The sequence below is a fragment of the Streptomyces dangxiongensis genome (genome assembly GCF_003675325.1).
Lineage (GTDB): Bacteria > Actinomycetota > Actinomycetes > Streptomycetales > Streptomycetaceae > Streptomyces > Streptomyces dangxiongensis.
The window spans coordinates 4,514,413-4,541,180 of record NZ_CP033073.1; the positions used below are offsets into that span (position 1 = coordinate 4,514,413).

The 26,768-nt window shown below is 68.8% G+C and carries 24 protein-coding genes, 1 tRNA gene and 3 pseudogenes; 17 read left to right on the forward strand and 11 right to left on the reverse strand.

From position 1 onward, the window contains the following. Nucleotides 1-16: 16 nt before the first annotated feature. Together fxlM and D9753_RS20320 are read left to right on the forward strand one after the other, a co-directional pair. Nucleotides 17-2,098 carry a methyltransferase, FxLD system gene (gene fxlM, locus D9753_RS20315; RefSeq protein ID WP_121788285.1) on the forward strand — a complete coding sequence of 694 codons (2,082 nt, stop codon included), beginning with the start codon at nucleotides 17-19 and terminating at the stop codon, nucleotides 2,096-2,098. A gap of 88 nt (nucleotides 2,099-2,186) precedes the next feature. Further along, nucleotides 2,187-3,320: a hypothetical protein gene (locus D9753_RS20320; protein WP_121788286.1), complete on the forward strand. Its 1,134-nt coding sequence runs from the start codon at nucleotides 2,187-2,189 to the stop codon at nucleotides 3,318-3,320. A 6-nt stretch (nucleotides 3,321-3,326) separates the two neighbouring features. On the opposite strand, the gene D9753_RS20325 is transcribed toward D9753_RS20320, so the two are convergent. The 5 genes from D9753_RS20325 to D9753_RS20345 form a co-directional block, all read right to left on the reverse strand. Further along, nucleotides 3,327-5,042: a relaxase/mobilization nuclease domain-containing protein gene (locus D9753_RS20325; protein ID WP_121788287.1), complete on the reverse strand. Its 1,716-nt coding sequence runs from the start codon at nucleotides 5,040-5,042 to the stop codon at nucleotides 3,327-3,329. Continuing rightward, nucleotides 5,039-5,608 carry a MobC family plasmid mobilization relaxosome protein gene (locus D9753_RS20330; RefSeq protein WP_121791186.1) on the reverse strand — a complete coding sequence of 190 codons (570 nt, stop codon included), beginning with the start codon at nucleotides 5,606-5,608 and terminating at the stop codon, nucleotides 5,039-5,041. Before D9753_RS20330 ends, D9753_RS20325 begins: the two co-directional genes overlap by 4 nt. 345 nt (nucleotides 5,609-5,953) lie before the next feature. Beyond that, nucleotides 5,954-6,880: a DUF2637 domain-containing protein gene (locus tag D9753_RS20335; protein ID WP_121788288.1), complete on the reverse strand. Its 927-nt coding sequence runs from the start codon at nucleotides 6,878-6,880 to the stop codon at nucleotides 5,954-5,956. A gap of 467 nt (nucleotides 6,881-7,347) precedes the next feature. Continuing rightward, a complete protein-coding gene (locus tag D9753_RS20340; protein ID WP_121788289.1) occupies nucleotides 7,348-8,676 on the reverse strand; it encodes a DUF3631 domain-containing protein in 1,329 nt (442 codons plus the stop codon). Nucleotides 8,677-8,891: 215 nt separating this feature from the next. After that, nucleotides 8,892-9,122, reverse strand: coding sequence for a hypothetical protein (locus D9753_RS20345; RefSeq protein ID WP_121788290.1), 231 nt, complete (start codon nucleotides 9,120-9,122; stop codon nucleotides 8,892-8,894). 94 nt (nucleotides 9,123-9,216) lie between these two features. Here D9753_RS20345 and D9753_RS20350 point away from each other — a divergent pair, with 94 nt between their 5' ends. The 3 genes from D9753_RS20350 to D9753_RS20365 all read left to right on the forward strand — a co-directional run bounded on the left by D9753_RS20350 (nucleotide 9,217) and on the right by D9753_RS20365 (nucleotide 13,894). Continuing rightward, entirely contained in the window at nucleotides 9,217-9,903 is a 687-nt protein-coding gene (locus D9753_RS20350; protein ID WP_121788291.1) for a helix-turn-helix domain-containing protein, read from the forward strand. Next, nucleotides 9,900-11,573 carry a site-specific integrase gene (locus tag D9753_RS20355; protein WP_121788292.1) on the forward strand — a complete coding sequence of 558 codons (1,674 nt, stop codon included), beginning with the start codon at nucleotides 9,900-9,902 and terminating at the stop codon, nucleotides 11,571-11,573. Before D9753_RS20350 ends, D9753_RS20355 begins: the two co-directional genes overlap by 4 nt. Before the next feature lie 680 nt (nucleotides 11,574-12,253). After that, nucleotides 12,254-13,894: a hypothetical protein gene (locus tag D9753_RS20365; RefSeq protein WP_163010745.1), complete on the forward strand. Its 1,641-nt coding sequence runs from the start codon at nucleotides 12,254-12,256 to the stop codon at nucleotides 13,892-13,894. 394 nt (nucleotides 13,895-14,288) lie between these two features. On the opposite strand, the gene D9753_RS20370 is transcribed toward D9753_RS20365, so the two are convergent. From D9753_RS20370 to D9753_RS20385, 4 genes are read right to left on the reverse strand one after another with little or no spacing between them, the layout of a single operon-like run. Further along, nucleotides 14,289-14,666 carry a hypothetical protein gene (locus tag D9753_RS20370; RefSeq protein ID WP_121788295.1) on the reverse strand — a complete coding sequence of 126 codons (378 nt, stop codon included), beginning with the start codon at nucleotides 14,664-14,666 and terminating at the stop codon, nucleotides 14,289-14,291. Further along, the gene (locus tag D9753_RS20375; RefSeq protein WP_121791187.1) at nucleotides 14,663-15,004 is read right to left on the reverse strand and encodes a hypothetical protein; all 342 of its coding nucleotides are present in this window, start codon (nucleotides 15,002-15,004) and stop codon (nucleotides 14,663-14,665) included. The genes D9753_RS20370 and D9753_RS20375 overlap by 4 nt, the downstream gene beginning before the upstream one ends. Further along, nucleotides 15,004-15,435, reverse strand: coding sequence for an ATP-binding protein (locus D9753_RS20380; protein ID WP_121788296.1), 432 nt, complete (start codon nucleotides 15,433-15,435; stop codon nucleotides 15,004-15,006). The genes D9753_RS20375 and D9753_RS20380 overlap by 1 nt, the downstream gene beginning before the upstream one ends. 46 nt (nucleotides 15,436-15,481) lie before the next feature. Beyond that, nucleotides 15,482-15,889, reverse strand: a complete 408-nt coding sequence (locus D9753_RS20385) for an NUDIX hydrolase (protein ID WP_121788297.1) — start codon at nucleotides 15,887-15,889, stop codon at nucleotides 15,482-15,484. A gap of 107 nt (nucleotides 15,890-15,996) precedes the next feature. Here D9753_RS20385 and D9753_RS20390 point away from each other — a divergent pair, with 107 nt between their 5' ends. The 11 genes and pseudogenes from D9753_RS20390 to D9753_RS20440 all read left to right on the forward strand — a co-directional run bounded on the left by D9753_RS20390 (nucleotide 15,997) and on the right by D9753_RS20440 (nucleotide 23,510). Further along, on the forward strand, nucleotides 15,997-16,782 hold the full coding sequence (locus D9753_RS20390; RefSeq protein ID WP_121788298.1) for a GntR family transcriptional regulator: 786 nt from the start codon (nucleotides 15,997-15,999) through the stop codon (nucleotides 16,780-16,782). 156 nt (nucleotides 16,783-16,938) lie between these two features. Next, nucleotides 16,939-17,295 (forward strand): SCO3933 family regulatory protein, encoded by a 357-nt coding sequence (locus D9753_RS20395; RefSeq protein WP_121788299.1) that lies wholly within the window; start codon nucleotides 16,939-16,941, stop codon nucleotides 17,293-17,295. Then, nucleotides 17,295-18,671, forward strand: a complete 1,377-nt coding sequence (locus D9753_RS20400; RefSeq protein ID WP_121788300.1) for an FtsK/SpoIIIE domain-containing protein — start codon at nucleotides 17,295-17,297, stop codon at nucleotides 18,669-18,671. The genes D9753_RS20395 and D9753_RS20400 overlap by 1 nt, the downstream gene beginning before the upstream one ends. 88 nt (nucleotides 18,672-18,759) lie before the next feature. Beyond that, nucleotides 18,760-19,407 carry a DUF2637 domain-containing protein gene (locus D9753_RS20405; protein WP_121788301.1) on the forward strand — a complete coding sequence of 216 codons (648 nt, stop codon included), beginning with the start codon at nucleotides 18,760-18,762 and terminating at the stop codon, nucleotides 19,405-19,407. Between the two features lie 13 nt (nucleotides 19,408-19,420). Continuing rightward, nucleotides 19,421-19,612 carry a mobile element transfer protein gene (locus tag D9753_RS20410; protein WP_004986816.1) on the forward strand — a complete coding sequence of 64 codons (192 nt, stop codon included), beginning with the start codon at nucleotides 19,421-19,423 and terminating at the stop codon, nucleotides 19,610-19,612. Between the two features lie 15 nt (nucleotides 19,613-19,627). Next, nucleotides 19,628-19,823 (forward strand): annotated as a pseudogene (locus tag D9753_RS38055) (hypothetical protein). A gap of 25 nt (nucleotides 19,824-19,848) precedes the next feature. Continuing rightward, nucleotides 19,849-20,095: pseudogene (locus D9753_RS20420) on the forward strand (SpdD protein). 152 nt (nucleotides 20,096-20,247) lie between these two features. Then, complete coding sequence (locus D9753_RS20425; RefSeq protein ID WP_121788302.1) at nucleotides 20,248-21,549, forward strand: replication initiator; 1,302 nt, start codon at nucleotides 20,248-20,250, stop codon at nucleotides 21,547-21,549. Then, nucleotides 21,542-21,754, forward strand: coding sequence for an excisionase family DNA-binding protein (locus tag D9753_RS20430; protein WP_121788303.1), 213 nt, complete (start codon nucleotides 21,542-21,544; stop codon nucleotides 21,752-21,754). Before D9753_RS20425 ends, D9753_RS20430 begins: the two co-directional genes overlap by 8 nt. Then, nucleotides 21,754-22,911, forward strand: a complete 1,158-nt coding sequence (locus tag D9753_RS20435) for a tyrosine-type recombinase/integrase (RefSeq protein ID WP_121788304.1) — start codon at nucleotides 21,754-21,756, stop codon at nucleotides 22,909-22,911. Before D9753_RS20430 ends, D9753_RS20435 begins: the two co-directional genes overlap by 1 nt. Before the next feature lie 185 nt (nucleotides 22,912-23,096). Continuing rightward, complete coding sequence (locus tag D9753_RS20440) at nucleotides 23,097-23,510, forward strand: hypothetical protein (protein ID WP_121788305.1); 414 nt, start codon at nucleotides 23,097-23,099, stop codon at nucleotides 23,508-23,510. A 156-nt stretch (nucleotides 23,511-23,666) separates the two neighbouring features. Here the strand turns inward: D9753_RS20440 and D9753_RS20445 are convergent. Continuing rightward, nucleotides 23,667-23,739 (reverse strand) — tRNA-Arg (locus tag D9753_RS20445). A 487-nt stretch (nucleotides 23,740-24,226) separates the two neighbouring features. Then, a pseudogene (locus D9753_RS20450) lies at nucleotides 24,227-25,507 on the reverse strand (M6 family metalloprotease domain-containing protein). A 411-nt stretch (nucleotides 25,508-25,918) separates the two neighbouring features. Between D9753_RS20450 and D9753_RS20455 the strand changes: the two are divergent. Then, nucleotides 25,919-26,563 (forward strand): TetR/AcrR family transcriptional regulator, encoded by a 645-nt coding sequence (locus tag D9753_RS20455; RefSeq protein WP_121788306.1) that lies wholly within the window; start codon nucleotides 25,919-25,921, stop codon nucleotides 26,561-26,563. The last annotated feature ends 205 nt before the right edge of the window (nucleotides 26,564-26,768 follow it).

Consider the following 26,768-nt stretch of genomic DNA (forward strand, 5'->3'; position numbering starts at 1 on the left):
CGACCGAAGGACCCTTATGCCTCCCGACCGCTGGCAGCAGCACAACATCACCTTCGTCGACCGCGAGATGGCACGGCGCACCATCGCCGAACGCCTCGGTCCCGCCCTGATCGAGGCCGAGGCCGACGGGCAGCTCACCGGCTGGTGGTTCATGAACAAGCAGCCCTGGCCGCTGCGTTACCTTGCCGACAAGCCCTCATCAGCCATCGAGTCGCTCCTGAGCGATCTCATCGGCGACGGCGTGGCCACGTTGTGCCTGCCCTGCGTCTACGAGCCCGAGACCGACGCATTCGGTGGGCCCGAGGCCATGGAGGCGGCCCACGAACTCTTCCACAGCGACTCCCGCCACCTGCTCACCTACCAGCCGAGCCCGATGCACTTGGGACGCCGGGAGACTGCGGTCCTGCTCGCGAGCGCCATGATGCGCGGCGCCGGACTCGACTGGTTCGAACAGGGCGACGTATGGGCGAAGGTCGCAGCTCTTCGACCGGTCACCAATCCACCACACCTTGAACGAGCCGCCGAACTGATCTCGCCCATGCAGAAGTTGATGACCGCGGATGCCCTCAGCCTCTGCCGCCGGAACGGTCCACTGCACAGGTATGACGAGTGGGTCACCGCCTTCGTACGGGCCGGAGCCACGCTCGCCGACCTCGCAGCCCGCGGCGCCCTCACCCGCGGCCTGCGCGCCGTCATCGCCCACCACGTGATCTTCCACGCCAACCGCGCCGGTCTCCTCCGGCACGACCAGAGCGCCCTGTCCCACATCGCACGAGAGGTAGTCATGGGAACGAGTGACCACACCGAGTCGCCCACCGAGGCAACGGCCGACATCGATAGCGTCAGCGCGGTGAACACCGACACGACCACCACCCCCACGGCGGACGCTGAGCGTCTCCGCAACGCCCTGGTCGACCAGCTCCGTACGGACGGACACGCCCGCACGCCCGCCGTCGAGACCGCGTTGCGGACCGTGCCCCGACATGTGTTCGTGCCCGACGCGTCACTCGAAGACGCCTACGCCAACGCACCCGTGCACATCAAGTACGACACCGACGGCACCTCCATCTCCTGCGCCTCCCAGCCAGGCGTCGTCGCCCTCATGCTGGACCAGCTCGAAGCTCAGCCCGGCGAGCGCATCCTCGAACTCGGCGCCGGCACCGGCTACAACGCCGGTCTCCTCGCCCACCTGGTCGGCGAGAGCGGACACGTGACCACCCTCGACGTCGACGACGACCTCGTGGAGGGTGCCCGCGTGCACCTTGCCGCCGCCGGGATCACCAACGTCGAGGCCGTGACCCGCGACGGGGCACTCGGCTACGCCGAAGCAGCGCCGTACGACCGGATCATCGCCACTGTCGGCGCGCACGGCGTAGCGCACGCCTGGCTGCAGCAGCTCGCACCCGGCGGTCGGCTCCTCGTCCCCCAGCGCCTCAAGGGCACAGTCTCCCGCTCCATCGCCTACGAGCAGCGCGACGGCCGGTGGGTGTCCCTCGGCAGCGAGATGAACACCTTCATGCCGCTTCGGCGGGGCATCGCCGACGACGACCGCCGAGTGATCCCTCTCAGCACGGACGGCGCCGTACGACTCCAGGCCCCCGCCGGGCTCAACATCGACGCCGACGCCCTCGCAGGTGTACTTGACCAGCCGCACACCGAGGAGTGGACCGGTATGACGGTCCGTGCCATGGAGTCACCGGAGTGGATGGAACTGTTCGTCACCTGCTCCCTGCCCTCTGGTCTGATCCGGATGCTGTTTCCCCAGAGCGCCAAGGGCACTCTGCTCACCGAGGACCCCTACCCCTCGTCGACCGCGGTCGTCGACAAGGGTGCCGTCACCTACCTTGCCCGGCGCCTGTCGAAGGAGAAGACTCACGACGGCGACAGGCTCTGGGAGTTCGGCGTCATCGGCCACGGCCCCGGCAGTGACGAACTGGTCGCGAGGGTCGCCGACGCCATCCGCACCTGGGATCGCGACTACCGCGACCGTGAGGCCACGTTCGAGATCCAGCCCCTTGACGCCCCCGAGATCGAGCAGCGCCCCGGTCTCTTCGCCCTCGATACCCCGCTGAACCGCATCGTCGTCGACTGGCGATGACGCCCCACCCCTAGCGGACGGTGCCCGTCGGCACACGACTGGCGGGCACCGCCGCCTCAGCAGTCCTCACTCTCGACCCGGGGGATCCATGGACCCGCACGGCCTCACAGCCCAGCGCTTCCCGCTCGTCGCCCGATTCCGCCCCGCCTGCCTGCCCCTGCCTGAACGCGTACGCGCACTCGTCGACCTGGCCGACACCGCAGTGAAGAAGGCCGACCAGGGGCTCGCATCGGCCGTCTACAACCAGGCCGCGCTCATCGCCTCCGACCTCGACCTCCCCGACCTCGCCCGCGAGATGTGCCACCAGCACGCCGCCGCCTACCTCCACGCCTGCCCCCTGCCCGGCATGAGCGCGATCCGAGGACTGGAACCGGTCGTCAACCTCGCCCGCCTCCAGATCCGCGCTGGCCACGCCGATGAGGGGCGCCAGCGACTCCTCGACCTGTACAAGGCCGTCGAGACGGGCACAGCGGCACGGTTCGAGGGCGTCAACGTCCCTGCGGACCTCACAGCGACCGGCGAAGACCGCCAGGAAGTTCGCGCGTGGCTGTGGCGCGTCCTCCTCGCCGACGGCACGCGCACCCTCACCACCGAGGGGCGATGGGCCGAGGCCCTGGCGCACATCGAAGCCCACCATGGCATCGGACAGCGGATGCTCGACGGTCGGCAGGTCGCCGTACTCACCGCCCTCGTTGCGAACGACACGGCAGGGGCGGCTGGTCTCCTCGCCGACACGATGCCCGGCGACCCGTGGGAGCAAGCCGTCACGGCATGCCTGACCGTCCTGTGCCGCAGCGACGCCGGGCAGCCGATCGACAGCCACCTGGCCGACCTGCTCACGACCTACTCCGGACGGAAGGCCGAACCCGGGATGACCGTCTTCGACACCCGCCTCGGACTTACCGTCCTCGACGCGATCGGTTCCGCCGAGGCGCTCGCCGCGCACTGCATCGTCGAGGACCTCCACCGCAGGACGACGGACGCCGAGGACGGCTACGCGGCCCGCGAGAACTTGGCTCACCCTCGGTTCACCGAGATCGCCACGGACCGGCAAGTGCAGGACTGTCGCGCGCTGGCGAGCGCCTGCGCCCTCGGCACAGGGGTCCTCCCGGACGAACTGCGAGGAGAACTGACGTCGGCTCTGCGCGCCAGCGACAGCGTGATCCGGGAAAGCCTCACACGTTCCTCCGATCCCGGACGAACGCAACCCCTGCGGGCCTGACAGTGCCTATCGGCGCTGTCGGCGCTGCTGTTCGGTAGGCGTCGTAGCAGCCGACGGAAACTGACCGTCGTGGCTCTGCCGGACGCGGACCGAGGCTGCGAGGGTGGAGCGGCGACGGGCGGCTTCGGCTCGCCGATTGGGTGCCGGGTTGCGGCCGGTGTGCTGGATGCGGGTGATGAGCACGCGGGCGGGTTGGAGGGCGGTGGTCAACTCGCGCTGAGCCGCGGCTTCCCGAAGGAGTTGGTGGGGTTGGTGGCCGCGGGCTTCCGCGTCGGCGAGGACGGTGGCGAGCGCGGGCCAGGCCGGGTCGGTGAGGATGCGCTCAGCGTGGTCGGGGACGGCTGCCCGTACGTCGCCAGCCAGAATGCGGCTGGCTTCATCCCTGGGCGGTCGGGCGGTGAGTTCGGCGAGCGTCGGGGCGAGGGCCAGGTCGGCGGCTGTCTGGAGGTGCTGGACGGCCTGGCGGGCGGCGTCGGCCTGGTGGGCGTGGTGCTTCGCTTCGTGCCAGCGCGCGGCGACGATGGTGGCCCAGACGAGGGCTGCGACCAGAGCGGCCAGGGCGCTGCCGTCCGGGCCGGTGGCGGTGTGGACGATGTCGCGCGCCGCGCCGCGCAGGGCGAGGGCGGCACGGTCCTCGGCCCGGACCTGGGAACGCTGGGCCCGGGCGAACGCCTTGGAAGCGGCCTGGAGTTCGGCGCGCAGAGGGGCAGGTACCTTCTGGGCGGTAGCTTCCAGGAGTTCGCCAAGGGCGGTGATGTGGGCCTGGGCGTGGGTGTCGTCGGCCAGATCGGTGTGGAGCATGTCGAGGGCGTCGGCGGCTTGGTGCCAGGGGGTGCTGGGGTGTTTGCGGCGGGCGGTGGGGTGTTCTTCGGGCCGGCTGGATTCGAGGCGGGCCTTGATTTTGGGCAGAGAGAGGTCGGGGGCGATCTTGCTTCCGGGGTGGTAGATCTGCTCGCCAGCCTCGTTGACGTCGCCGGGTCGGCCGGCGGCATATCCGAGGAGGTCGCCTGACGGGCCGCGCCTGACCTGGACCTCGACGCCGCTGGCTTGCAGGTAGGCGATGAATTCCTCGGCGCTGGTCACATGGGGGATGGCGGCACGGATGCGGTCCTGGAGCCACTCGGCGCTGGGCTGGTCCCAGCCGAGGCGTTCGGCCTTGTGCATCTCGGCCTGAGTCGGGCGACGGCTTCCGGTTCCGTCCCCCTTCTTCAACTGCCGTAGCCCGTAGTCCTTCTCGATCTCGCGGCACTCGTCACCGACGCGCACGCCGCTGCCGTGGAGTTTGGGACGGCGGCCGTCTTCGCGGACGGTGGTGGCGAGGATGTGAATGTGGTCATCCGCGTGCCGTACGGCGATCCAGCGGCAGCCCAGATCATCACCGGTCGGCGCGATACCGGCCGCTTCAACGATGCGCTGGGCGATCTCGCCCCACTCGGCGTCGGAGAGGTAACGGTCCTCGGGGGCGGCACGGACCGGGCAGTGCCACACGTGGTCGGTGACCTGTTTGCCGAACTCGCCGTTGCGCAGCCGCACGGGCTCGTCGAGGTAGCGGGCGAGTTCGGTGAGGGTGGCGTTCTCGTCGCGGCCGAGGTCGGGCAAGCCGAGCATCGCGAACCCGGCCACGATGTGCGGGTCGAGGTGTTCGTCGTGGTCGCCGGGGCCGTAGAGGTAGGCGAGGAGGCCGCGGGTGTTGGACCCGGCCGGTTTGATGGCGGCGATCACGCGGCTGCCTCCGTCTCCGGGTCGGCGGGCTGGCGCAGGGCTTCGGCGATCAGCTCCAGCAACTGGTGGAGTTCGGTCAGGCGCTGGCGGATGTCGGGTGGGGTGTGGTCGCTGTTGAGGGCGCGGGCGATCTGGTTGACGTTGACGCCGATCCGGTTGAGCTGGCGCAGGACCTGGGCGCGGAAGACGTGGGTGCGGCGGCGGTCCTCGGACAGGGGCAGGTTGGCGGTGAAGTGGCCGGTGATGAAGGCGAGGACGATGTCGGCGGCGAAGCCCGAGTCACCCCTGTAGCCGTGCTCGGCGGCAGTCTCCTGGAGGCGGGTGTGCTCGTCGCCGGTGAAGCGCAGCGGGCCGACGCGAACGACGCGCTTGGTGCCGGTGAAACGGCGGATCGTGGGCTGCACGCTCTTCACGACAGGCTCACCGCCGACGCTCTCGGCGATGTCGACGGCACGTACGCGGCGCAGAGTCTCGCACTGGAGGGTGTGGAGCATGTCCTCGTCGGAGCCGCCCTCGGCCCCGACGCCCTGGCCTGGCGCCCCCTGGTGCTGGGCCGTCTCCGCCACCCCCGGGGCGGAGACCACCGAAGACCGGCCTTGAGTCGGACTCGGGGTACTACTGGCTCCGCCTGGGGCAGCTCGTCCGAACGCGCGCCGCCAACGGTCCATCAGCGTAGGCGACTTCGTCAGCGGCAGCGGCTCGTCGGGGGCGTTTTCGGGGGCGAGCGGGTTGTGAGTCATGGACGGTTCTCCAGAGCGGGGTCGGGAGGGCGTGCGGGGCACGGCGGAGATCAGGCGGAGTTCGGACGGCTGCCGCCTCATCCACAGGTGGGGGCGATCGCGCGATTCTTGGGAGGCGGTATGGCGGGCCGGGTGACCGGAAGGGTTCCGGTCACCCGGCAGCGGTTGCGGTCAGCCGCTGGACCGATGGGTCTCGGCTGCGGCATCGGGTTCGGCCCGGAGGAGGTTCATCACCTCGGTCAGCCGCTTGCTGCCGACCGTCAGCCCTTTGTCCTCGACCGCCGTCCGGACTACGGCCCGGGTGAGCTTGCCCTGCTCAGCGGCAGCGGCCCGGCCGATCTCCACGAGTTCCTCAAGGGGAGCCCCGGGCGGACGGCCACCGCGCACCTTGCCCGCCGCGGCGGAGGCGGGCGGTTTCGGAGACTGGACGGATACAGCGGCCGACAGCCCAGCGGCCTGGACGGGCTCAGTCAATAGCTCGGCAGGCCCGAAGCGCCCGGCCGGAACCTCGCCGGACCGGCCGACCGCGATGGCCGGCGCCTCGGCGAGGTGGACGGATGTGGTGACCGACGGTTCCGGCACCTGCACCGAATCGGGGCCCGATTGGTCGACATCAGGCTGTGCGACGAGTTCGTGGATCTGCCGCATCAGCACGCCGAAGGCCACCATCGCGGCGGCCGGGGGAACCGCGGCGACCACGTAGTCGAGCAATGAGACGCTGCCGACGTCGCGCGTGCCGGTCACCCCGGCCACGTTGAGCCCGATGGAGCCGAATGATCCGATGGCGGTGACGCCGATGGCCCACGGGTCGGTGACGCGGCGCAGGCCCGCGCGGAGCATGAGGAGTTCGCCCGCGACGATGAACGCGTCCAGCGTCGCGGGCCACGCCCATCGGCGGATCGGAGAGTCGCGGAGTCCGTGCTGGGCGGCGACCTCGGCCAGGTGGGCGTAGGAGAGCCAGAACGCACCGGCGGTAAGGGCCACGATGACGATGCCGGCCGCGCGGAGCACGTACTGCTCCGCGGAGAGCTTCGCCTTCGCTGGTTGCTTCTCACCGGGCTGGTCGCCGCGCGGCGGGCGGTCTCGGCGGCGGGACATGAGAGGGACCTTCAAGCGGGGGGTGCTCCTGGGCTGGTGGTGTGGTGCGTCTTTGCCGTCTTGGCCGTTGCAAGCGCAGGTCACAGCGTGTACGGCAACCGCCTCGGCCTTCCGTCCTGGCGTGTGCCGCCGACGTCTTGTTCCGAGTCGGAACAAGACGTCGACGCGTCCTAGCGGGCCTGGTTCCGGTGCGGCAGTGCCCCGGGCCGGGACGGTGGCCTTGTGCCTTCCGTCCTGGTGCTCGGTGCTTTGACCTGCGCTGATACGGCAGGACGGCGGGGGACGGCGCAAGACGGATGCGGGCGGCGTCTTGGCGGTAGGGCTGCCATGGCGGATCGCGTTGCCGTCTTGGCCCCGGTTGCCGTCTTGCCGGTATGCCGTTTGACCTGCGAGATCACGGCAGGGACGGCAGGGACGGCAACAAGGGGGCGGGGTTCGGCCCGCGTCGAGTTCGCCGGGCAGGGCGTTCACTCAGTGAACGGCGGGTGGTTCACCGGGCGGGCCGCCTGGGGGTCCACTGAGTGGACGGTGGGGCAGTACCGGCTCCAGGCATCCAGGAACTTGTTGCGCATGTAGCCCTTGCGCTGGGTCCGGTCGGCCATGCGCACGTTGCCGGGCCTGATCTCGAACTCGCGCAGCATCCTGCCCAGTTCACGGGCGGTCAGCCCGCCCCGCCCCCACTCCGCCCACGGCGCCTCCGCGTCCTGGCGCAGGTGATGGAGGAGTTCCTCGGTAGACAGACTGTCCACCTCACGCTGGGCGTGGAAGACCCGGCGGATGTCGGCGAGGATCCGCGCTCCGCTCGGGTGCTCTTCCTCGGCCGCCACTTCGGCGGCGACCATCCGCGCGCACGCGAGGCGCGCCAGGCGTGGCCAGCGCCCGCCGGCGAGGTCGGCGACGATAACCAGGGGCTCCCAGGTGTCCGCGGCACGGTCCTCGACCGGCATGTCCGGCTCCAGGTTCGCCGCCTCGTCCAGCAGCGGCCGGGCCCACGCGGCGATACGGTCGCGCAGGTCATGCAGGGCCGGGATGTCGCGGCGGGAGCGGAAGGGCTTGACCTTCTCGCCCTCGGCCCGGCGCCGCATGCGGATCACGACCGACCGGTCCATGACCGTGTCGGGCAGCTCGCCGATTCCCGCGATGGCCGCCATGGCGAAGGTCGCGAAGCGGTGCGGGGTGTGGTCGTTGCCCACGACCCGGGTCACGTACCGCCCTCGCTGGTGGCCGGCGTTGAGCAGGCCGCGCGTCTCCTCGTTCTTCTCCGCGACCTTCGGGCCGAAGATGGTGTCCGCCTCGTCCACCAGGAGGGTTGGCGGGTTGTCCTCGGAGATCGACCGGAAGATGGCCGCCGGGGTGGTGTTGATGGTGAGCATCGGTTCGTGGACCGTCTCGGTCAGCACGTCCAGCAGCCGCGACTTGCCGCACCTCTTCGCCGGGCCCACCACCGCCAGGCGCGGGGCGTGCTGCCATGCGGGCTGCAGGTGCGTCGCTGCCACCCACAAGGTGATCGCGTCGAGGGCCTCCTGAGAGGGCGGGATCACGAACTGGGCGATCTGCCCGCGCAGTTCGTCCAGCAACTCGGAGCCGTACGTCGGCTCCGCATCGGATATTTCCTCCGGCCCGCTCGGCGTCTTCGCCTCGTCGGTGCTGCGGGCATCTGCATCACTGCCGGGGCTCGGATCGGCGTCGTCGGCCTGCGTGGCGTGCAGGTGGGCGCCGGGTCGGCCGGGGATGGCCGCCGCGGGCCAGATGGCCTGCGCGGGGGCGGAATAGGGTTCGGGGTTCTCGGGTTGCACTCGGCAGCTCCTCGTCTGGCGGTGGCGGGCTCGCACGCCCTTGCCGCCGGGTTGGTTCTTCCAGGGCCGTTCGGGGTTGCTCCGCCGGGGGCCCACCCTCTTCTCGCGAGCGTTCGGTGATCGCGAGGGAACACGGACCGTACGTCCACGCCTGGCCACAGTCCAGCGTTTCTGTGTCAGCTCAGCGCAGAACGGTCTGCTACGGTTCCCCGCTCTCACGCGGCCAGGCCCAGCAGGGCCAACAGGTCTGCGGTCACCACCCGGTAGGCGTTGCCCAGCCGCAGCACCTTGCACGGGTACTGGCCGCGCTTCGCCAGCTCGTACCCCTTGCTTCGCCCGAGCCCCAGCGCCCGGTTGCCTGTCTCCAGGTCAACGGCGGCGGGAAGCTCCAGCAGCTCCTCGCGGCTCATGCCCTTCACCCGGCCGGCGAGTCCGTTCTCGCGCATACGCGCTCCATCCATGACTGAGCCCTCGGCGAACACGACGATCACGCTCGTCTCCAGGCCATGGAATCAACGGTAGGGAAGTTAATGTGTCTTCATGACACAACACGGTTTCGATGCTGGAAGGGACGAGGACGACGTCCCGGAGTGGGTGGACCAAGTGATGGCCACCGTGGCCGCCGAGGTCCGCAGACGAAGGAAGGAGTTGCACATGAGCGCCCAGGACCTGGCCGACCGCTGCGAGGAGATCGGCCACCCGATCCCGCGCAACGTGATCGCCAACATGGAGTCCGGCCGCCGCGCCAACCTGCCCCTGGTCGACGTCATCGTCCTCGCCGAAGCCCTGGACACCTACCCGATCTGCCTGCTCTACCCCGTCGGCTACGTCGACCGAGTCCAGCGCCTCCCCCTGCAGCACTCCGAACGGACCTGGGATGCCATGCGCTGGTTCACCGGCGACAGGGAGGAGCTCGGCAGGGAAGACGCCATGCTCCGGTCCTTCCGCGCCCACATCCGCCACCAGCGCGCCGCTCTGGCCGCCCTGAAAGGCGAGAAGCACGAGCGCTGGAAAGCGGAGACAGCACCCAACAAAGCCGAACGCGAGGAAGCCCTCCTCGCCCAAGCCGACTACGCGGAAAGGGTGTTGGAAGCCAAGTACCGGCTTCGCAGCGCCCGCGCCTTCATCCGCGAAGACGGCGGCACACCACCGCACCTGCCGCCGGAACTCGCCGATGTCGACCCACCCGAAACCGCCCCCAACACCACCGAGGAGAACGATCTTTGAAGGGTTCCACCCACCGCCGCTGCTACTGCCGCGACCCCCACACCGGCAAGCCGCTCGGCAAGAAGTGCCCCAAGCTCTCCAGCCGCAAGCACGGCTCGTACTCCATACGCCAGGAGCTCCCGCCCCGCGAAGACGGCACCCGCCGCTCCTTCAGCCGCGCCGGCTACGACTCCCTCAAGGCCGCCCAGGTCGACCTCGACCACGTACGCGCTCTCGTCGGCCTCGCCGACGCCGATGACGCCGAGGGCCTGGCCCAGATAGCCGAGCTGCTGGAGAAGGTGGCCGAGGAGAAGGCCCCGCTGCCGAACATCGAGGCCACCCGCAGGCGCCTCAGTCACGGCCTGGACCTGACGAGCAGGCTCACGGTTGGCGAGTGGCTGGACATGTGGCTGGCGGGCAAGAAGGGGCGGCAGAGCGGCATCAGCCGGGACGAGAGCAACATCCGCGTCCACCTCAAACCACGGATCGGGCATTACCGGCTCGACCGCCTCCGGGTCGCCCACCTGTCGGAGATGTTCGAGGCCATTGCCGAGGCCAACGTCGAGATCGCGGAAGGCAACGCGGCCCGCCGCAAGGCGTTCGAGGACCTCGCCCAGATCCCCTGGAAAGGCCGCGAGCCCCGCGCCCGCCGCAAGGCGATGAAGGCAGCCATCGCCGAGATGGAGCCCTACCGCCGCATCGTCGGTCCGGCCACACGCCAGCGCGTCCGCTCCACCCTGCGGGCCGCACTCAACGCTGCGATCGCCCAGCAGCTCATCACCTTCAACCCGGCCGCCCACGTCGAGTTGGAGGCGGGCAAGCGCCCCAAGGCCCTCGTATGGACCGAGGAGCGCATCCTCCACTGGAAGCGCAGCGGAGAGAAGCCGTCGGCAGTGATGGTCTGGACGCCGGAGCACACCGGCCTCTTCCTCGACCACGTTGCGGAGGACCGCCTGTACGCGCTGTTCCACCTGATCGCGTTCCGCGGGCTGCGGCGGGGCGAGGCGTGCGGGCAGAAGTGGACGGACACCAACCTGGATGCCGGTCTCATCACCGTCGCCAAGCAACTCGTCGTGGACGGCTGGGAGGTGTACGAGGACGACCCCAAGACAGACGTCGGCGCGCGCACCATCGCGCTGGACTCCGACACGGTCCAGGCCCTCAAGCGGCACCGCGCCCAGCAGGACAAGGACCGCGAGGAGTGGGAGAGCGCCTGGGTGGAGACCGGACGCCTCTTCACCAAGGAGAACGGTGAGTTGCTCCACCCCGCCAACGTCACGCGACGGTTCATCGAGCTGTACGAGGAGATCGACCTCCCGCCGGTCCGGCTCCACGACCTCCGCCACGGTGCCGCGACCCTCGCCCACGCGGCCGGGGCCGACCTGAAGGACATCCAGGAGATGCTCGGCCACTCCTCGATCACCATCACGGCCGACACGTACACGAGCCTGCTCCCCGAAGCGGACCTGGCGATCGCCGAGGCCGCAGCCCGGCTCGTCCCGCGCGCCCGCGCCACCTCCGAGAACACCGCCCCTGAGGCGGAGGCCGAGCCCGACGACGCGGAGCATCCCGGCCCGGAGTCCGTGCCGGATGATGCTGATCCGTCGGGAGAAATTCCGGAGATCAACTCTCCGTCCGCTCACGCACCGCTCACGCAAACGGCCCCGGACAAGGAGTCCGAGGCCGAGTAGGAGCCCTCCCTGGGGGAGAAACCCCAGGTCAGAGCGGTTATGCGCTGTGCCCCCGGCAGGATTCGAACCTGCGACACCCGCTTTAGGAGTTCGATCCGCTCCCGCTCCAACTGGTGTCGGCGACTGGGGCGACGGCTGGCCAGAATCGCGGGTGTACGCCTCCGTCCGGCGTCGTTGATGTCAGGCGTGGATGTCGGGCGTCTGCTGGATAGAACGGATGCTGAGGCGGTAGCGAGCCCAACAGGAGCGGGGCGCCACCTACCAGCCATTCGCCAACCGATCAGGCCGCAGTGAGCTGTGGCGACGGTGGACCGGGTCTGTGAAGGGGGGCTGCTCAGGGGCGGCTTGCAGCGAGTGTCCGCTGGGTCCACTCAGCAAGCTGGCGAGTCACCTTGCTCGACCGGCCGGCCCCACCTTCCGTGAACGGCAACACCACCAACGCAGGAATGCTTGCGATCGTCACGAGAATCACTGGGATTAGACACAAAGCGACCAGTAGGACGCGCTGTAGCGCACGCGATGCTGATGCTAGCCGCGGCAGGAAATTGGGACCAATCAACGATGTCTCCTCTCAGCACTGAACTAGGTGTTTGCCACCTTGCCTCCTGTCAGTAGTTGCAAGAAGCCGCATCTGTTGACTCTCCGGTGCAACAATGAGGGCTCGGAGGACGGAGGGGGCCATGGGGGATAACCGCAGGTCAGCGAGTCGACCATCGGAGATTGAGCTGAGCAACCTGCCCGAGGTTGCAGCGCTTGCAACCGAGTTGACCTTGATCTTCAACAGCCTGGAGATGAGTCGTCAACACTTCGCAATTCGGTCCAACTATGACAAAAGTTATGTTTCGCGCTTTCTGAACGGTCGGCGAGTGGCCACACCAGATTTCATCGATCGCCTGCTAAAGGAGGTGGAATGCCACAGGAAGGTGCCTGTCACTGCGCAAACTCGCGCCCGTCTACACGGCATGCGTGCCGAAGCGTTGCGAGTCTACGACCCCGATCTGTATGAGCTTGAAAGAATTCGCGGTGAAGCTCAAAAATCCGAGCGGGAGGTAAAGCGTCTGTTGTTGCATCAGGAGGCCCTCGAAGGGCTTCTTGAGCGACGGCAAGCTGAAGTCAATGAAATGCGCATGGAGCTCACCCAGTCCCAATCGGATTGGATTGCGGACCGGATCCACATCGAGGCTGAAATGCTTATTTTACAGGGAGAAAACCAACGGAATCGAGATGAGCGGGCGGATCTCTTGGATGAGATCTCGCGACTCCGTCAAGAGTTGAAGGACACGATCAGGCAGAAGGAGATGGCCGAGGAACGCTGCGCTCAGCTAGAGAAGCGGGCAATTGTAGTAGAAATTGAAGTCGCCGAAAAGAGGGAGAGGGATAACATTGATGACATTGGCTTGCCGGTGGAATTTGTTCAAGCGAGATTGAGAGACGCTGGTGATGTCGAAATGCATCGCGAATTGGCTGAATTTTCCTTGAGTCGAGCCAGTGCCGACGTTGCTAAATTGGCTATCTGGCTTGAGGGGTGCGACATGGGCGACCATGCCAGCCAGCTCGTGACGGATTACTGTAGGCAGCATCCAATTTCAGCTTCAGTCGACTTGGTAAGGGAAGTCGAGGAAGTATCCAGCGCGGACCACTCGAGTAGAGCTCGGACACTGCTGTTGGGCTGTGTAGAGAAATCAGTAAGCCGCAGGCCGATTGAGGATTTGTTCGGATTCTTGGAAGGGTACCTTACTTTTAGCTCGGAGGGGGCGGCTACGAGGGTAGACGCCTTTCTGGCCGGCGTCGCTTCCCGTTGGCTCAGGCGATGGAGTCATTATCCGGATCGCAGTAACCGGTTCTTCGACATAGTCGACTTCTTGGATGCGCAGGGACAAAGGCAAGCTTCGGTCAAGCTGATTGAGGAGCAGGTTGGATACACGGGGTCGGTGACGAAGTTTGGACAGATAATCGCGGAGTCAAATCGGGAAGCCGATATTAGAGTATTCGCGAGCCGATGGCTCAAGCGAATTAAGTCGGTGAAACATGGCGACCTATACCGGCTGGCGCGCCAGATGAAGAAGATGTCTGATTTTTCGAATCCGCTAATGTTCGAACTGGTGCTTCAGGACATTTTTAGCGTCTACGATCCGTTGCACATTGCTAAGATTTATGTGTACTCTCTCGACGACTCTCGTGACCAGACCACCTTCACGAAACGTCTAATTAGAGTCATTGTGCAAAATGGCCTCGCCGAGGAGGTTCATGGATATCTATTGGCAAATTTCGGCATGCCCTTCGATGGCGGTGCACCGCGAAACGCGAGCGAGGCCAACTAGGTCATAAAAGAAGTAGGGAGGGGTCCCATGGGTGGAAGGGCGTCCAACGTGAGGTCGGCGGAGCGGCTTTGGGCTGGAGCTGCTTTGGCGCGAGTGATCATGGCCCCGTAAGCTTTCGGCGCGTCGGGCAGTCTGTGGACCTGCCCGGTAAAGCACGACGTTGGGGCCATGATCTTCGAGGCTCGCGCCAAAGTGGCTGCCTAAAGCCGTGGAGCCGACCGCCCCAGCCACGACGTACCCCTTCTCTGACGCCAGGTGGCTGATCGCCAAGAGCGCGGCACGGGCGCCGGCCGGGCTGGAGCGGGGCGGAGACATGAGCGCAGGCCCGGCCGGGGGCCGGGCCGCGCGCGGGGAGCGGAGCGACCCGCCTTGAACCAGTAGAGAAAGTTGTAACTCAGTCGGACATGCGGGGCTTGAAGCCGTGTGCGCAGGCTGGGAGTTCCAGGCCCTGACGGTGTGCGAGGGGCAGGAAGATTGCTGGTCGGACTGTCCATGTGATGCGCGTGCTGACGTGCGTGATGGATACCGTCCAGGGCTCCCGACGCAACAGGGCGCGCCTTGTGTCGATGCGGTCGTCGTGGAGTCGCGTCCATGCTTCCTGGGAAGCGGCCGTGTCGAGTGCTGGTGAGATGGTGCGCAGGATCGTCGCCACCCAGTTGTTCGCCTCGACCGCCGAGTAGGCATCGAACGACGCCAAGCGCGTCGGCCCTTCTGTGCTGGCGGCATCCTCGGTCCAGCATTCGCACCAGAAGCCGCGGGTGGGCCCGTTCATGACTTCACTCCCACCGGGTAGGCCAGCAACACGTAACGGGTGCTCTCGTCATAGAGGGTGAGTTGGTAGCCCGTGCCGCCGGTCATGTAGGCCAGGGCGCGTTCGTGTTCGGCTTCGTCCGTCAGCCAGTGCAGGCCCGGCTGTGCGTACGGGGCGTCGAGCTGGTCAGTGATGTCCCGCGCGCGCTCTCGTAACCAGCGCAGCGCCAGGCGTGGGCTCGTGGCGTCGTGTGATCCCAACGGGATGGAACGGACCTCGTCCAGCGGGTAGGCGGCGGCTCGGCACTGGCAGAGGAGGGGGCTTCTGTCCGTCCTCGGCGGTACGGGAAGAGCGGGCATCAGCACGGGTGCCCTCCCGCCGGCCCGGCCTGGGGGAAGAGTTCCGCGGTGACGGTGTACCCGCCGGGACTGTCGTGGACAACGACTCGGTGAGCGATTGCGCTGACCATGCTCAGGCCCCGGCCGTGCTCGGCCCGCTCGTCCTGGTGCCCGACCTTCGGCGCCGTACCGGTGCTCCCCTCGTCCATGACCGACAGGGCGACCACCTGCGACGAGACCGCGAGTGCCAGATGAAAGCTGCCCGACCGCATGCCACTGGCCGTGTGAAGGATCGCGTTGGTGCTCAGCTCGCTCACGATCAGCTCGGCGTCGTCGGCCAGAGGAGAGCCGCGCAGGATGTCGCGCGTCCAGCGGCGGGCCCGGCTGACCTCTTCCGGGAAACCTGGGCAAGACAGTCCCCAGACCCGGGCTGTACTCGTATACTCGTGCATACAAGTTCCTTCGTGCTGGTAGGCCGCCATGTGCAGCGGGTTCGGGCTAGACGAGTTTCACGCCGTCATGGGCGCGAATGGCCGGCGGGGACGCCGCGTCGAGTGCGTCAAGGACGCGGACCGCGTACGCCTCGTCGGCGAGTTCGATGACTTCTTCGCGGGTGGCCCAATGCAGCGCGCGGGTCTCATCCCCGGTGGTCGGAGTGCCGTCGGCCGCCTGGCAGCGGAAGACGAGGGAGACGATCAGGCCTGTCATGTTCTTGTAGATCCCGGTCAGGGTCGCGGGAAGTGCGATCTTGATGCCGGTTTCTTCGAGGACCTCGCGCTGAAGGGCTTCGGGGATGGTTTCCTCGCGTTCGAGGACTCCGCCCGGGGGCTCCCACTTACCGTTGTCGCGGCGCTTGATCAGAAGGGCCCGGCCTTGGTCATCGACGATGACCCCGGCGACGCTCACGGAGTGCGGGCGTTCTGTGCTCACGTTCCTCGGCCCTCTCGGCTGACTAGGCTCTCCACCGTAGCAACAAGACTCGCCCACTCGTCTAGATACCTAAAGGAGTACGCATGGCGTCCCTACCGAGCATTCTCGGCGGCCTCGACCCGACCAGTGATCGTGCGGTCTTCCGGCAGATCGCCGACCAACTGCGCGAAGCCATCGACCGTGGGCGATTCAAGGAGGGGGAGAAGCTGCCCTCCGAGGCTGAGCTGGTCGAGCACTACGGGGTTTCCCGCATGACGGTCCGGAACTCCTTCTCGATCCTCCAGGGTGAGGGCCTGGTGCACGCCGAGCACGGCAAGGGCGTCTTCGTCCGTCCCCGGCCTCCGGTCCGTCGGCTCGCCTCCGACCGGTTCGCCCGGCGCCACCGTGAGCAGGGGAAGTCCGCGTTCATCGTGGAGGCCGACGCCGCCGGCGGTCACCCGAAGGTCGACAGCCTGGAGGTCAAGGAGGAGAAGGCCAGCCAGGACATCTCTACCCGGCTCGGTTCCGTGCGGCGCGTACTCGCCCGGCGTCGCCGGTACCTGCTCGACGGCCGGCCGGTCGAGTTCGCCACCTCCTACCTTCCGCTCGACATCGCCCGCGGTACGCAGATCGCCGAGCCCAATCCTGGCCCCGGCGGCATCTACGCCCGCCTGGAGGAGCTGGGCCACCAGCTCGACCACTTCGAGGAGGAGATCCGGGCCCGGATGCCCTCGCCGCCCGAGGTGAAGACGCTGCAACTGGCTTCCGGTGTGCCGGTGATCCACCTGATCCGTACCGCCTTCGACACCGCAGGGCGGGCCGTGGAGGTCTGCGACACGGTGATGGCGGCGGACGCGTACGTCCTCTCCTACCAACTTCCGGCGACCTGACCGGCGGTGCGCGAGGCCACTTCTTCGGGCTCGTACACACCGACACGCATACTCGTATAGACGAGTGAGCAAGTCGTGTGGCAAGGTGGTTCATGTTCCCGGCGAAGTCGGGTTCGAAGGATGCATCTTGTCTAGACGAGTAGATAGGAAGAAGCCTTGCGCACCATCCGTGTGGAGACCTCGGCCGCGACGATCCTGCTGACCGAGGCGCCCGAGCCCAAGGTCCGCGACCGGCAGTCGGGCGAGATCGCCAAGGACGCCGTCAGCGGTGAGGCGCTGATGACGATCGGCGTCGTGTACATCGAGGAGGGGGAGTCGTCCCTGATCAAGGTCACCGTTCCGGAGAGCGGGGTGTCGGAAGGGCTCGCCCTCGGTGCCCCGGTCTCGCTGCCGGGCCTGGTCGCCCGGCCGTGGGAGAGCGTGTTCAACGGGCAGCAGCGCCACGGCATCGCCTTCCGGGCCGCCGCCGTCACTCCGACCGCCTTCCCGGCCGCTGTGGGAGCCACGGCCTGATGACCGAACTGGCAACGCTCCTGGAGGTGGGTGGTCCCGTCGCCGCACTCGGTGGTGGGGCCGCCTACGCCCGGGCGCGACACCCCGGCGTCTACTGGTCCACGGTCGGCTTACCGGTGTCCACGGTCCGGCTGCTCAGCTCCTACGGCTCCGTGATGGAGGCGTGCGGCCTCACTGTGGCCCCCTCCCGGCTGCGGGTCCTGGCGGTCAAGGCCACCACTCGCCGCGAGGTCCGGCCCGTACCGCCGCGTCGGGGAGTCATCAGGCCGACCGCGACGGGGCTGCGGGTCCGTCTGCGGCTCGCCCCGGGACAGGAACCCGCCGACGTGGCCGCCTCCGCCGAACGGCTGCGGCACGCCTGGGGCGTCCATGCCGTCTACGTGACCACGGTCAAGCCGGGCGTGGTCGACCTGCGGCTCGTCGGCTTCGACGTGCTGCGGCGGGTCCGCATGCCGCGAAAGCTGCCCTGGGGGCTTCTTCGGGTGCCGGTCGCACTGCGGGAGGACGCCACTCCCTTCGTACGCGACTACCGCACCGTGCCGCACCAGCTCACGCTTGGCGCCACGTTGTCCGGCAAGTCCATGTACCTGCGGCACCTGGTCGCCGGGCTCGCCCGTCAGCCCGTCGCCCTGGTGGGCATCGACTGCAAACGGGGCGTGGAACTGGCGCCTTTCGCTCCGCGGCTGTCGGCGCTCGCCACCGACCCGGACGAGGCCGCCGAACTCCTGCCCGTGCTCGTCAAGGAAATGGAGGACCGGTACGACCTGATCAAGTCCCGGCAGGGCATCGAGCCGAGCACGCCGGACGAGGAAATCACCTCCGACATCTGGGGCCTGCCCGAACACGAACGGCCGGTCCCCGTCGTGTTGTTCGTTGACGAGGTCGCCGAACTGTTCCTCGTGGCCACGAAGAAGGACGAAGAGCGGCGGGACGAGATGGTCACCCAGCTTATCCGGCTTGCCCAGCTCGGTCGGGCCGCCGGCATCTATCTGGAGGTCTGCGGGCAGCGCTTCGGCGCCGAGCTGGGCAAGGGCGCGACCATGCTGCGGGCCCAGTTGACCGGCCGCGTCTGCCATCGCGTCAACGACGAAGCCTCCGCCAAGATGGCGCTGGGCGACATCGCCCCCGAGGCTGTCTCCGCCGCCTGTGCCATCGCACCCGAACGGCCCGGCCTCGCCGTGGCCGGTGACACCTCCGGCGGCTGGTCCCGCATCCGCACGCCGCACCTCTCCCTCAGCGACGCGGCCGAAACCTGTCGCGAATCGGCCCACCTGGTCCCCGAACTGCCCGCGCTCAACCGCTTCCGGCCTCACGTTCCCGTGCGGCCCGTCGAGACACCGAGCCCGGTCGTGCGGCCCCGACCGGTGACCGACTGACCCGCACCCGCCCTTGCCCTCGGTCGGCGTGACCGCCTCACGCCATGTCCCTACCCCTCCCATGCCCGACCCCGGAAGGAGCCGCAGCATGCGCGCCCACCTGGCCCGCGTCGACGCGGTGCTCGTCCAAGCGGTCATCGCCGCCGCGCTGTCCTTCGCCCACCTGCACGACGTCGCCTCGGCGGCCGGACAGGACGGGTGGAAGGCGTGGGCCTATCCCGTCTCGGTCGACCTGCTGCTCGTCGCCGCTTGGCGCCGACTGCGGTCGGGTGAGGCAAAAGCGGCTGGGTGGTGCTGGTTCCTGATCGCACTCGCCGCGTCCCTGGGTGCGAACGTCGCCACCGCCGGGCTGCTCGACCTGGACCACGTGCCGGCCTGGCTTCGCATCCTCGTCGCGGGCTGGCCCGCGGTCGCCTTCCTCGGCGGAACCCTCCTCGCCCACTCGTCACCGACCACGCATGACGAGACCAGTGACGACGTGGGCCAGGAGAAGGTCGAGGACATCCAGGGCGAGGAGGACGCGCCCGGCCCCGCGCCGGAGCCCCCGGTGGCACCAGCACTCGAGCCACTACCGGCCCCGGTTCCCGTCGCTGTCCCGGCCGCTCTGGACGAACACGCCCGCAAGGTCGCCGCCGAGCACCACGCCCGTACCGGAACAGCCATCGACACCCCGACCCTGCGCGCCCGCCTCGGCGTCCCGCCGCCCATGGCCGACGCCATCGCCGCCCAGCTCTGAAAGGACACCCCACGTGAGCGCCAACCGCCGCTTCCGCTCCGTCACCCGCATCGGTCCCGTCCAGGTCGGCACGTCCTACGACGGTCGCGGACGGGAGAAGCACACCGCCGCCTGCACGGCTCCGCGCTGCGGCTTCTCCGCCGACTACGACAGCCGCGCCGCCGCCGAGCTGGCCGCCCGCACTCACCGCTGCCCCGTCCGCTGAAAGGATCCGAAAACCGTGACCGTCAGCCTCCCGCTCGTCGCCGTCCTCGGCTTCTTCGCCTGGGGGAGCGGTCAAGTTCCTCGGCGTCCGCACGTGGATCGTCGTCCTGATCGCCCTTTTCGGGTTCTGGCTCTCGCACACGTTCATGGCCCCGGCCATCGAGTCCGGCACGCGCTCCGGCGTGGGCATCGTCAACGGCTCGCATGACTAGACGAGTAGGCAAGGAGAGCTGCGCCGTGTTCCTGCCCAAGTACCCCGACAGCCCCGACACCGCCGCCCGCGTACCCCCACACCGTGGCCGACCCGGCACCCGCCCGGCGTCCCGTCCCTCAGATCTCCGTCAGCACCGGAGCGGTCGCGGCCGTCCTCGTCGGCGGTGTCGTGCTGACCGCGCTCCTGGCCGCCGTCGCCGTCACGGCCGCCTCCGTGGCCGTCGCCACCGTAGTCCTGCGCTCCCTGCTGCGAGACCAGCACCGCCGCTGACGCACCGAACCCCCGGGGCGGCCTCGATACCGCCAAGCATCCGCCGCCCCGGGGGCTGTCTCCCTCCAGCCGAACCAGAAGGAGAAGCCATCATCACCCGCGCCACTCCGCCTCCTCTCCAACAACTCGGCGAACTGGCCGCCCTCGGCACCATGCCCGCCCTCCTGCGCCAGCTCGCCGGCCTCGGCGGCTGCACGCACCCGATCCGCCTCGACGGCCACCGCACCGAGTACGACGTGAACACCCGCACCGGCGAGATCGGCCACGTCCTCCACCACCTCGACTCCTCCAACCTCCCGGCCGGTCACCTCCTGGTCCGCTGCAACAACCGCCGCACCACCCGGTGCGCGGCCTGCGCCGAGGTCTACCGCCGCGACACCTTCCACCTGATCACCTCCGGCCTGCGCGGCGGCAAGGGCGTCCCCGAACGCGTCGCCGCACACCCCCGCGTCTTCGCCACCTTCACCGCGCCGAGCTTCGGCCCGGTCCACAACCGGCCCACCGCCCCGGCCGGGTCGGTCCGCCGCTGCCGCTGCGGCGCCCTCCACGACCAGGACGACCCGGCCCTGGGCACTCCGCTCGACCTCGACCGCTACGACTACGAAGCGGCCGTGCTCTGGAACGCGCACGCCGGTCCACTGTGGCGGCGCTTCTCGACCTACCTGCGCCGAGAGGTCGCCAAGCGCGCCGGCCTCACGCAGCGGGCCTTCCGCGAGTACGCCCGGGTGTCCTTCGCCAAGGTGGCCGAGTACCAGAAGCGCGGAGCCGTCCACTTTCACGCCGTCGTCCGAATCGACGGCCCCGGCGGCGGCGACACCCCGCCTCCCGCCTGGGCCACCGCCGAGCTGCTGACCGACGCCATCCGGGCCGCCGCCATCGCCACCCGCGTGGACGGCCCGGTCATCGACGGCCGGGCGCACGCCTTCACCTTCGGCCGTCAGCTCGACGTGCGCACCATCCGCTCGGCCGACTTCGACGGCGGCCAGGAGCTGACCGAGCGGGCCGTCGCCGCCTACATCGCCAAATACGCCACCAAGGGCGCCGAGACCGCCACGGGAGCTCTCGACCGGCCGCTGAAGTTCCTCGCCGAACTCGCCCAGCTCGACATCAGCGACCACGCCCGCCGGCTCGTCCGCACCGCCTGGACCCTCGGCGCCCGCAAGGACCTCGAACACCTCCGCCTACGGGCCTGGGCCCACATGCTCGGCTTCCGCGGCCACTTCTCCACCAAGTCCCGCCGCTACTCCACCACCCTCGGCGCCCTCCGCGACGCACGTGCCGAATGGCGCCGTGTCCAGGCTCAGACCGCTTTCGACGGCGAGGCCGAGCAGGACACGACCCTCGTCCTCGCGCACTGGGTCTACGCCGGAACCGGCCTCACCGACGCCGAAGCCTGGCTCGCCGAAACCCTCGAACCCGCCCCCGGAACGGAAGGAGAACCCACCCATGGCTGACCGCTACCTGACCGTGGCGCAGGTGGCCGAACTCCTCAGCACCACGGAACGCTTCCCGCGCCGCCTGATCGCCGAGCGACGCATCGTATTCGTCAAGGTCGGTCGGCACATTCGTATCCCGGAGAGCGCACTGAACGCCTTCATCGACGCCAACACGGTGCAGCCGATCGGCCACCGGCGCAGCACCCTGCGGAGGGCTGCCTGATGGCCAACAAGAAGGGGAAGCGTCGGGAGTTCGGTTCGGTCCGACAGCTTCCGTCCGGCCGCTGGCAGGTCCGCTACCGGGACCCGGAGACGGGCCAGCTCCGTCCAGCGGAGAAGACGTACACGACCAAGACCGATGCCCAAGTAGCCCTCACACACATCGAGTCGGACGTCGCGCGTGGGCAGTGGTCGGACCCGGACGCCGGGGCGGTGAACTTCGCCGAGTACGCCACCGCATGGCTGCGAGACCGGAAGTTCGCCGACCGCACCCGTGAGCGGAACGAGTCGGTGATGCGGCTGCACATCCTGCCCACCCTCGGGGCCGGGACGGTGGCGGACGTGACGACTGCCCGTGTGCGGAGCTGGCGGGGCAAGCTCCTGGCGGCCGGCGTCGGCGAGCCGTCGGTCGTCAAGGCGTACCAGTTGCTGCGTGCCCTGATGAACACTGCCGTGGACGACGAGCTGATCCGGCGCAACCCGTGCCGTATCAAGGGCGCGGACCGTTATGACGTGCCCGAGCGACCGGTCCTCACCGTCGCGGAGGTCTTCGCCGTCGCCGACTCCATCGCTCCGCGTTACCGGCTGCTCGTGCTCCTGGCGGCCTTCACCACCCTGCGGTTCGGGGAGCTGGCGGCCCTGCGGCGCCGGGACATCGACCTGGAAGAGCTGACCGTTACCGTGCGCCGCGCTCAGGCCGAGTTGCAGGACGGCCGGCTCTTCGACAAGGCGCCGAAGTCCGCGGCCGGGGTGCGCTCCGTTTCTTTCCCGGCCGAGCTGCTGGACGCGGTCACGCACCACCTGGAGCACTTCGCCGCTCCCGGCCGCGAGGGGCACGTCTTCATCGGGCCGCAGGGTGGGCAACTGCGGCGGAGCAACTTCCGGGACGACTGGGTCAAGGCTCGGAAGGCTGCGGGCGTCACGGCCGGTCTGCACTTCCACGATCTGCGGCACACGGGCAACACGCTCGCCTCCACAGCTGGGGCCAGCACCCGTGAGCTGATGACCCGCATGGGCCACAGCAGCTCGCGCGCCGCGCTGATCTATCAGCACATGACCAGCGACCGCGACCGGGCCATCGCTGACCGGCTCGGCGCCATGATCCGAGGCGACGGGAGAGCATCCTCGGATCTGTCGAGCGAGATCCCCGGGCGGCGGTAGCTACCTACATAGCCACAACGGGGGGGTGTGAGGCCAGCCCGTGAGAGCTCCTCTTTCGGTCTGGCTCATCTACCTGCGCCATCTTGATTCGTTCGTCTTTTTCTCCTCATTCTCCTTTTACGCGACCTGCGTCCTTGATCTGTGTTACGCTCTGCTCGTCGAAACCGGCTGACAAGGGGGAGGGCATGAGCCCAACTATTGAGGTTGATGCGCAGACTTATCGCTACATCGAGTTCGCCGCGCGCATGGGGAACACAACTGCAGGTGAGGTCGTCGCTCGGCTTGTGAGGACCGCAAGTGTGCCGTCCTCGGCGCCAGCCGCCGCCAACGGGCAGGATGCGAAGGCGGAGCGCAAGGTCGACGTCTATGCCGACTACGAAGGTCATCGGACCCGTGGCAGCTATGACCGGGACACGAAGAGGATCGACATCACGTCGGGACCGCTTGCGGGGCAAAGCTTCAAGACGCCTACCGGAGCGGCTCGGGCTGTGGTGACGCACTACAAGCCCGACGTCAACCCAAACCGCAACGGCTGGTCGTTCTGGTTGCTCGATGACGGATCCGGCGAGTTCGTGCAGTCTATCCGGCACGCTTCATGAGCGCGTTGGGGCGATTCGCCGCGTGGTCTCTCGTTCGTAGGTAGCGAACCGCCCGAGGCGAAAGTGCGGGTGTAGTGGCACGCCTGTGGCACGACCCTTGGAACGCCGAAGGGCCAGCCCGGGAGGAAACCCCTCCTGAGCTGGCCCTTCTCTCTGTGCCCCCGGCAGGATTCGAACCTGCGACACCCGCTTTAGGAGAGCGGTGCTCTATCCCCTGAGCTACGAAGGCGTGGGTGGGCGTCCTGGTGGGCGCTCGGTCCACAGGGTACCGGATCGGGCGGGACGGGGTGGGGGTGGTTGATCAGGAGGGTGGGACGTGGGTGAAGCGGGACGCGCTGTGAAGGTCTGCCTGGATGCGGTCGGCTGTTGAGCGCAGGGCCGGGAAGGGAGGTCCTGGACGCCGTCGTCGACGGTGCGGCGGGTCGGCTGGGTGGTCAGGTCCGGCGGGTCGGCTGGGTGGTCAGGTCCGGCGTGGCTACGCCGCCGCCCCACCCTGCCGGTGGGCCCGACCGTCTGCGCAGGTGCCGCGTCCGACCCTCGCCGCCCACCCCGTCGAGGGGTCCAACTGCCTCCGCAGGTGCGCGTCCGACTCCTCCGCCCCGGTGGCGGGGCCGGTGGTCCGGCGGTTTCTCGTGGGCCTCGGCTCTCCGGTACCGGGGTTGCGGTGAGCCGCCGGTTCGGCCGGCCGGTGTTCCTGTCCCGCCCCCCGGCCCTTCTCACGCCCGCGTTATCCGTATCCGGTAGTTCCCGTCCTCGTCCTTGCTCATCACCTGCACCGTTATCCCGTGGCGCGGGTCCTTGAAGCTTTCGCCGGGGGTGAAGGGGGCGTCGGAGAGTTCCGTGTGGACGTTGGGGCTGCGGGTGCAGCCGCCGCTGGAGCGGTGGCTGTCGTAGACGGTGACCGGGCCCCGGCCGGTGTCGACCGTGGCGTCGATCTTGTAGATCAGCAGGCCCGGCCGGCACACCATCTCGTCGTTGCCGCCCTGTGCGCGTATCTCCAGCGCGTAGGTGCTGCGGGCGGTGACCGGCACCAGGATCAGCTTGCCGCCGTCCACCTTGTACAGCGGTGACAGCGTGTACTCGAGACTGCCCCGTGCCGCCGCGCAGCCGACCTGGTTGTCGTCCAGCCAGCCCAGTTTCCACTTGTGCCAGCCGAGCAGGTCGTTGTCGGCGCCCCAGTCCTCGCTCATGATGTCCCAGTGCCCGACCGCGCCCCCGCCCTCCTGGGTGTACAGGTCGGGCAGGCCGAAGGTGTGGCCGTTCTCGTGCGGCAGCACCCGGAAGCCGGCGTGGGCGTAGGAGCCGGAGCCGTCGTCCTGGCGCGGGAGTAGACGAAGGACGCGTTGGCGACGCGGACGCCGTCGGCGACCGGGGCGTCGGTGTTCCCGGCGAAGGTCACGGACAGCACGGTGTCCAGGGCGGAGGGGCCGGCGTTCGGGGTGACGAGCACGTTCAGCAGGTCGTAGTCGCGGAAGTCGACCGTGGGATCGGCGGCGGCCACGATGTCCTGCACCAGACGCCGGTAGCCGGGGTCGAAGGGGGGCGCCGCGCTCTATGCCGTACGCGCGGAAGTTCTTCGGCATCCGCAGCCAGTCGGTGACGGGGGTCTCGGGGCGGTAGTCGAGACGGCCGTACGACGCGGTGCGGAACCATTCCTGGGTCTGCGGGAAGAACTCGTGGAAGCGGTCCATGGCGCCGCCCTGGCCGGGTGCGTCGGGGAAGTCGACCATCAGGGTCAGGGCGTGGACGGTGCCGGTGGAGCGGGAGTAGCCCGGCGGGGTGGGCAGGCCCTCGGTCATCTGCACCTCCGGGCCGCCGTGGACCATGCACGGTACGAGCGCGGAGGAGCGGGCCAGGCCGGCCGGCCCGGCGGCGGTGGGCGCCGTCAGATGCCCGGTCCCCGCCGAGGTGCTGACCGCGAAGGTCAGCACGGTCACCACGGTGAGGGCGGTCACACGGCGCGGGCGTATGCGGCGGCGGGGCGGCTGCGGCTGCATACATGGACCTTTCGCTCCACGGCAGCCGCCGGTCTCCGGCTGCACCCTTGCGATCACCCTGGGGCGGTGGCAGGCGGGGCGCGCGCTGGAGGAGCCGATCGTGGGAATGCCGGTCCGCAGAGGGGTGAAACCCGGGGGGAGGGTGAGTGTGGCCCAGGTCACAGGAATTTCGGGGAAGGTGGGAAATAACCGGGGAGGCTCTCCCCGTTTAGCCAGGTGTCCGGATGAAACGGGGACCGGCTCCCCGGATCGACCACCTCGCCCCGGCGCGCCACGACCGGCGGCGCGACGAACGGCGCCACAGCGACACAGAACAGCGCCACAGCGACACAAGGGCGGCGCCGCGACACGAGAGCGGCGACGCAGCCATCAACTCAGGCCCCGCGCCTCAGAGACCCCAAGGAGTACACCGTGACGGCCACGACCGCCTCCGTGCGCAAGGTGCCCCGGCCCCGCGCCGACGCCCTGCGCAACCGGGAGCGGATCGTCACCGCGGCCCAGGAGATGTTCGTCGAGCACGGGCCGGATGTGCCGCTCGACGAGATCGCCCGCCGGGCCGGTGTCGGCAACGCCACGGTGTACCGGAACTTCCCCGACCGTGACGCCCTCGTCCGCGAGGTCGTCTGCACCGTGATGGACCGTACGGCCGAGGCGGCCGAGCAGGCCCTCGCGGAGACGGGGGACGCCTTCGCCGCCCTGGAGCACTTCGTGCACACCGCCGCTGACGAGCGGATCAGTGCCCTGTGCCCCATGGTGTCGAGCACCTTCGACCAGCACCATCCCGACCTGGAGGCTTCCCGCAGGCGCATCGAGCAGCTCGTCGAGGAGGTCATGGGCCGGGCGGCGGCGGCCGGACAGCTCCGGCCCGATGTGGGGGTCGGTGATCTGCTGATCGTCGTGGCCCAGTTGAGCCGGCCCCCGGCCGGCACGGACTGCGTCCGCGGCGACCGCTTCGTCCACCGTCACCTGCAACTGTTCCTGGACGGCCTGCGGGCCCCCGCCCACTCCACCCTGCCGGGCCCGGCCGTGAGCATCGCGGAGCTGCGCGACTGCTGACGTGATCAGTACGACCAGTCAGTAGGGCCGATCGGTCCGGCCGGTCAGGAGGACCGGTCAGGCCGGCCGATCAGTTCGGTCCTCGGCCGCAGTCCACCCACCACGTACAAGGCAGCCGCCCTGTCACCGTCCGGTCGCCGTGCATCCGCTGTTCTCCTGTTTTTTTCTCCTTGTCTTCGTTTTCTCGTCATTTTTCCGTTACACG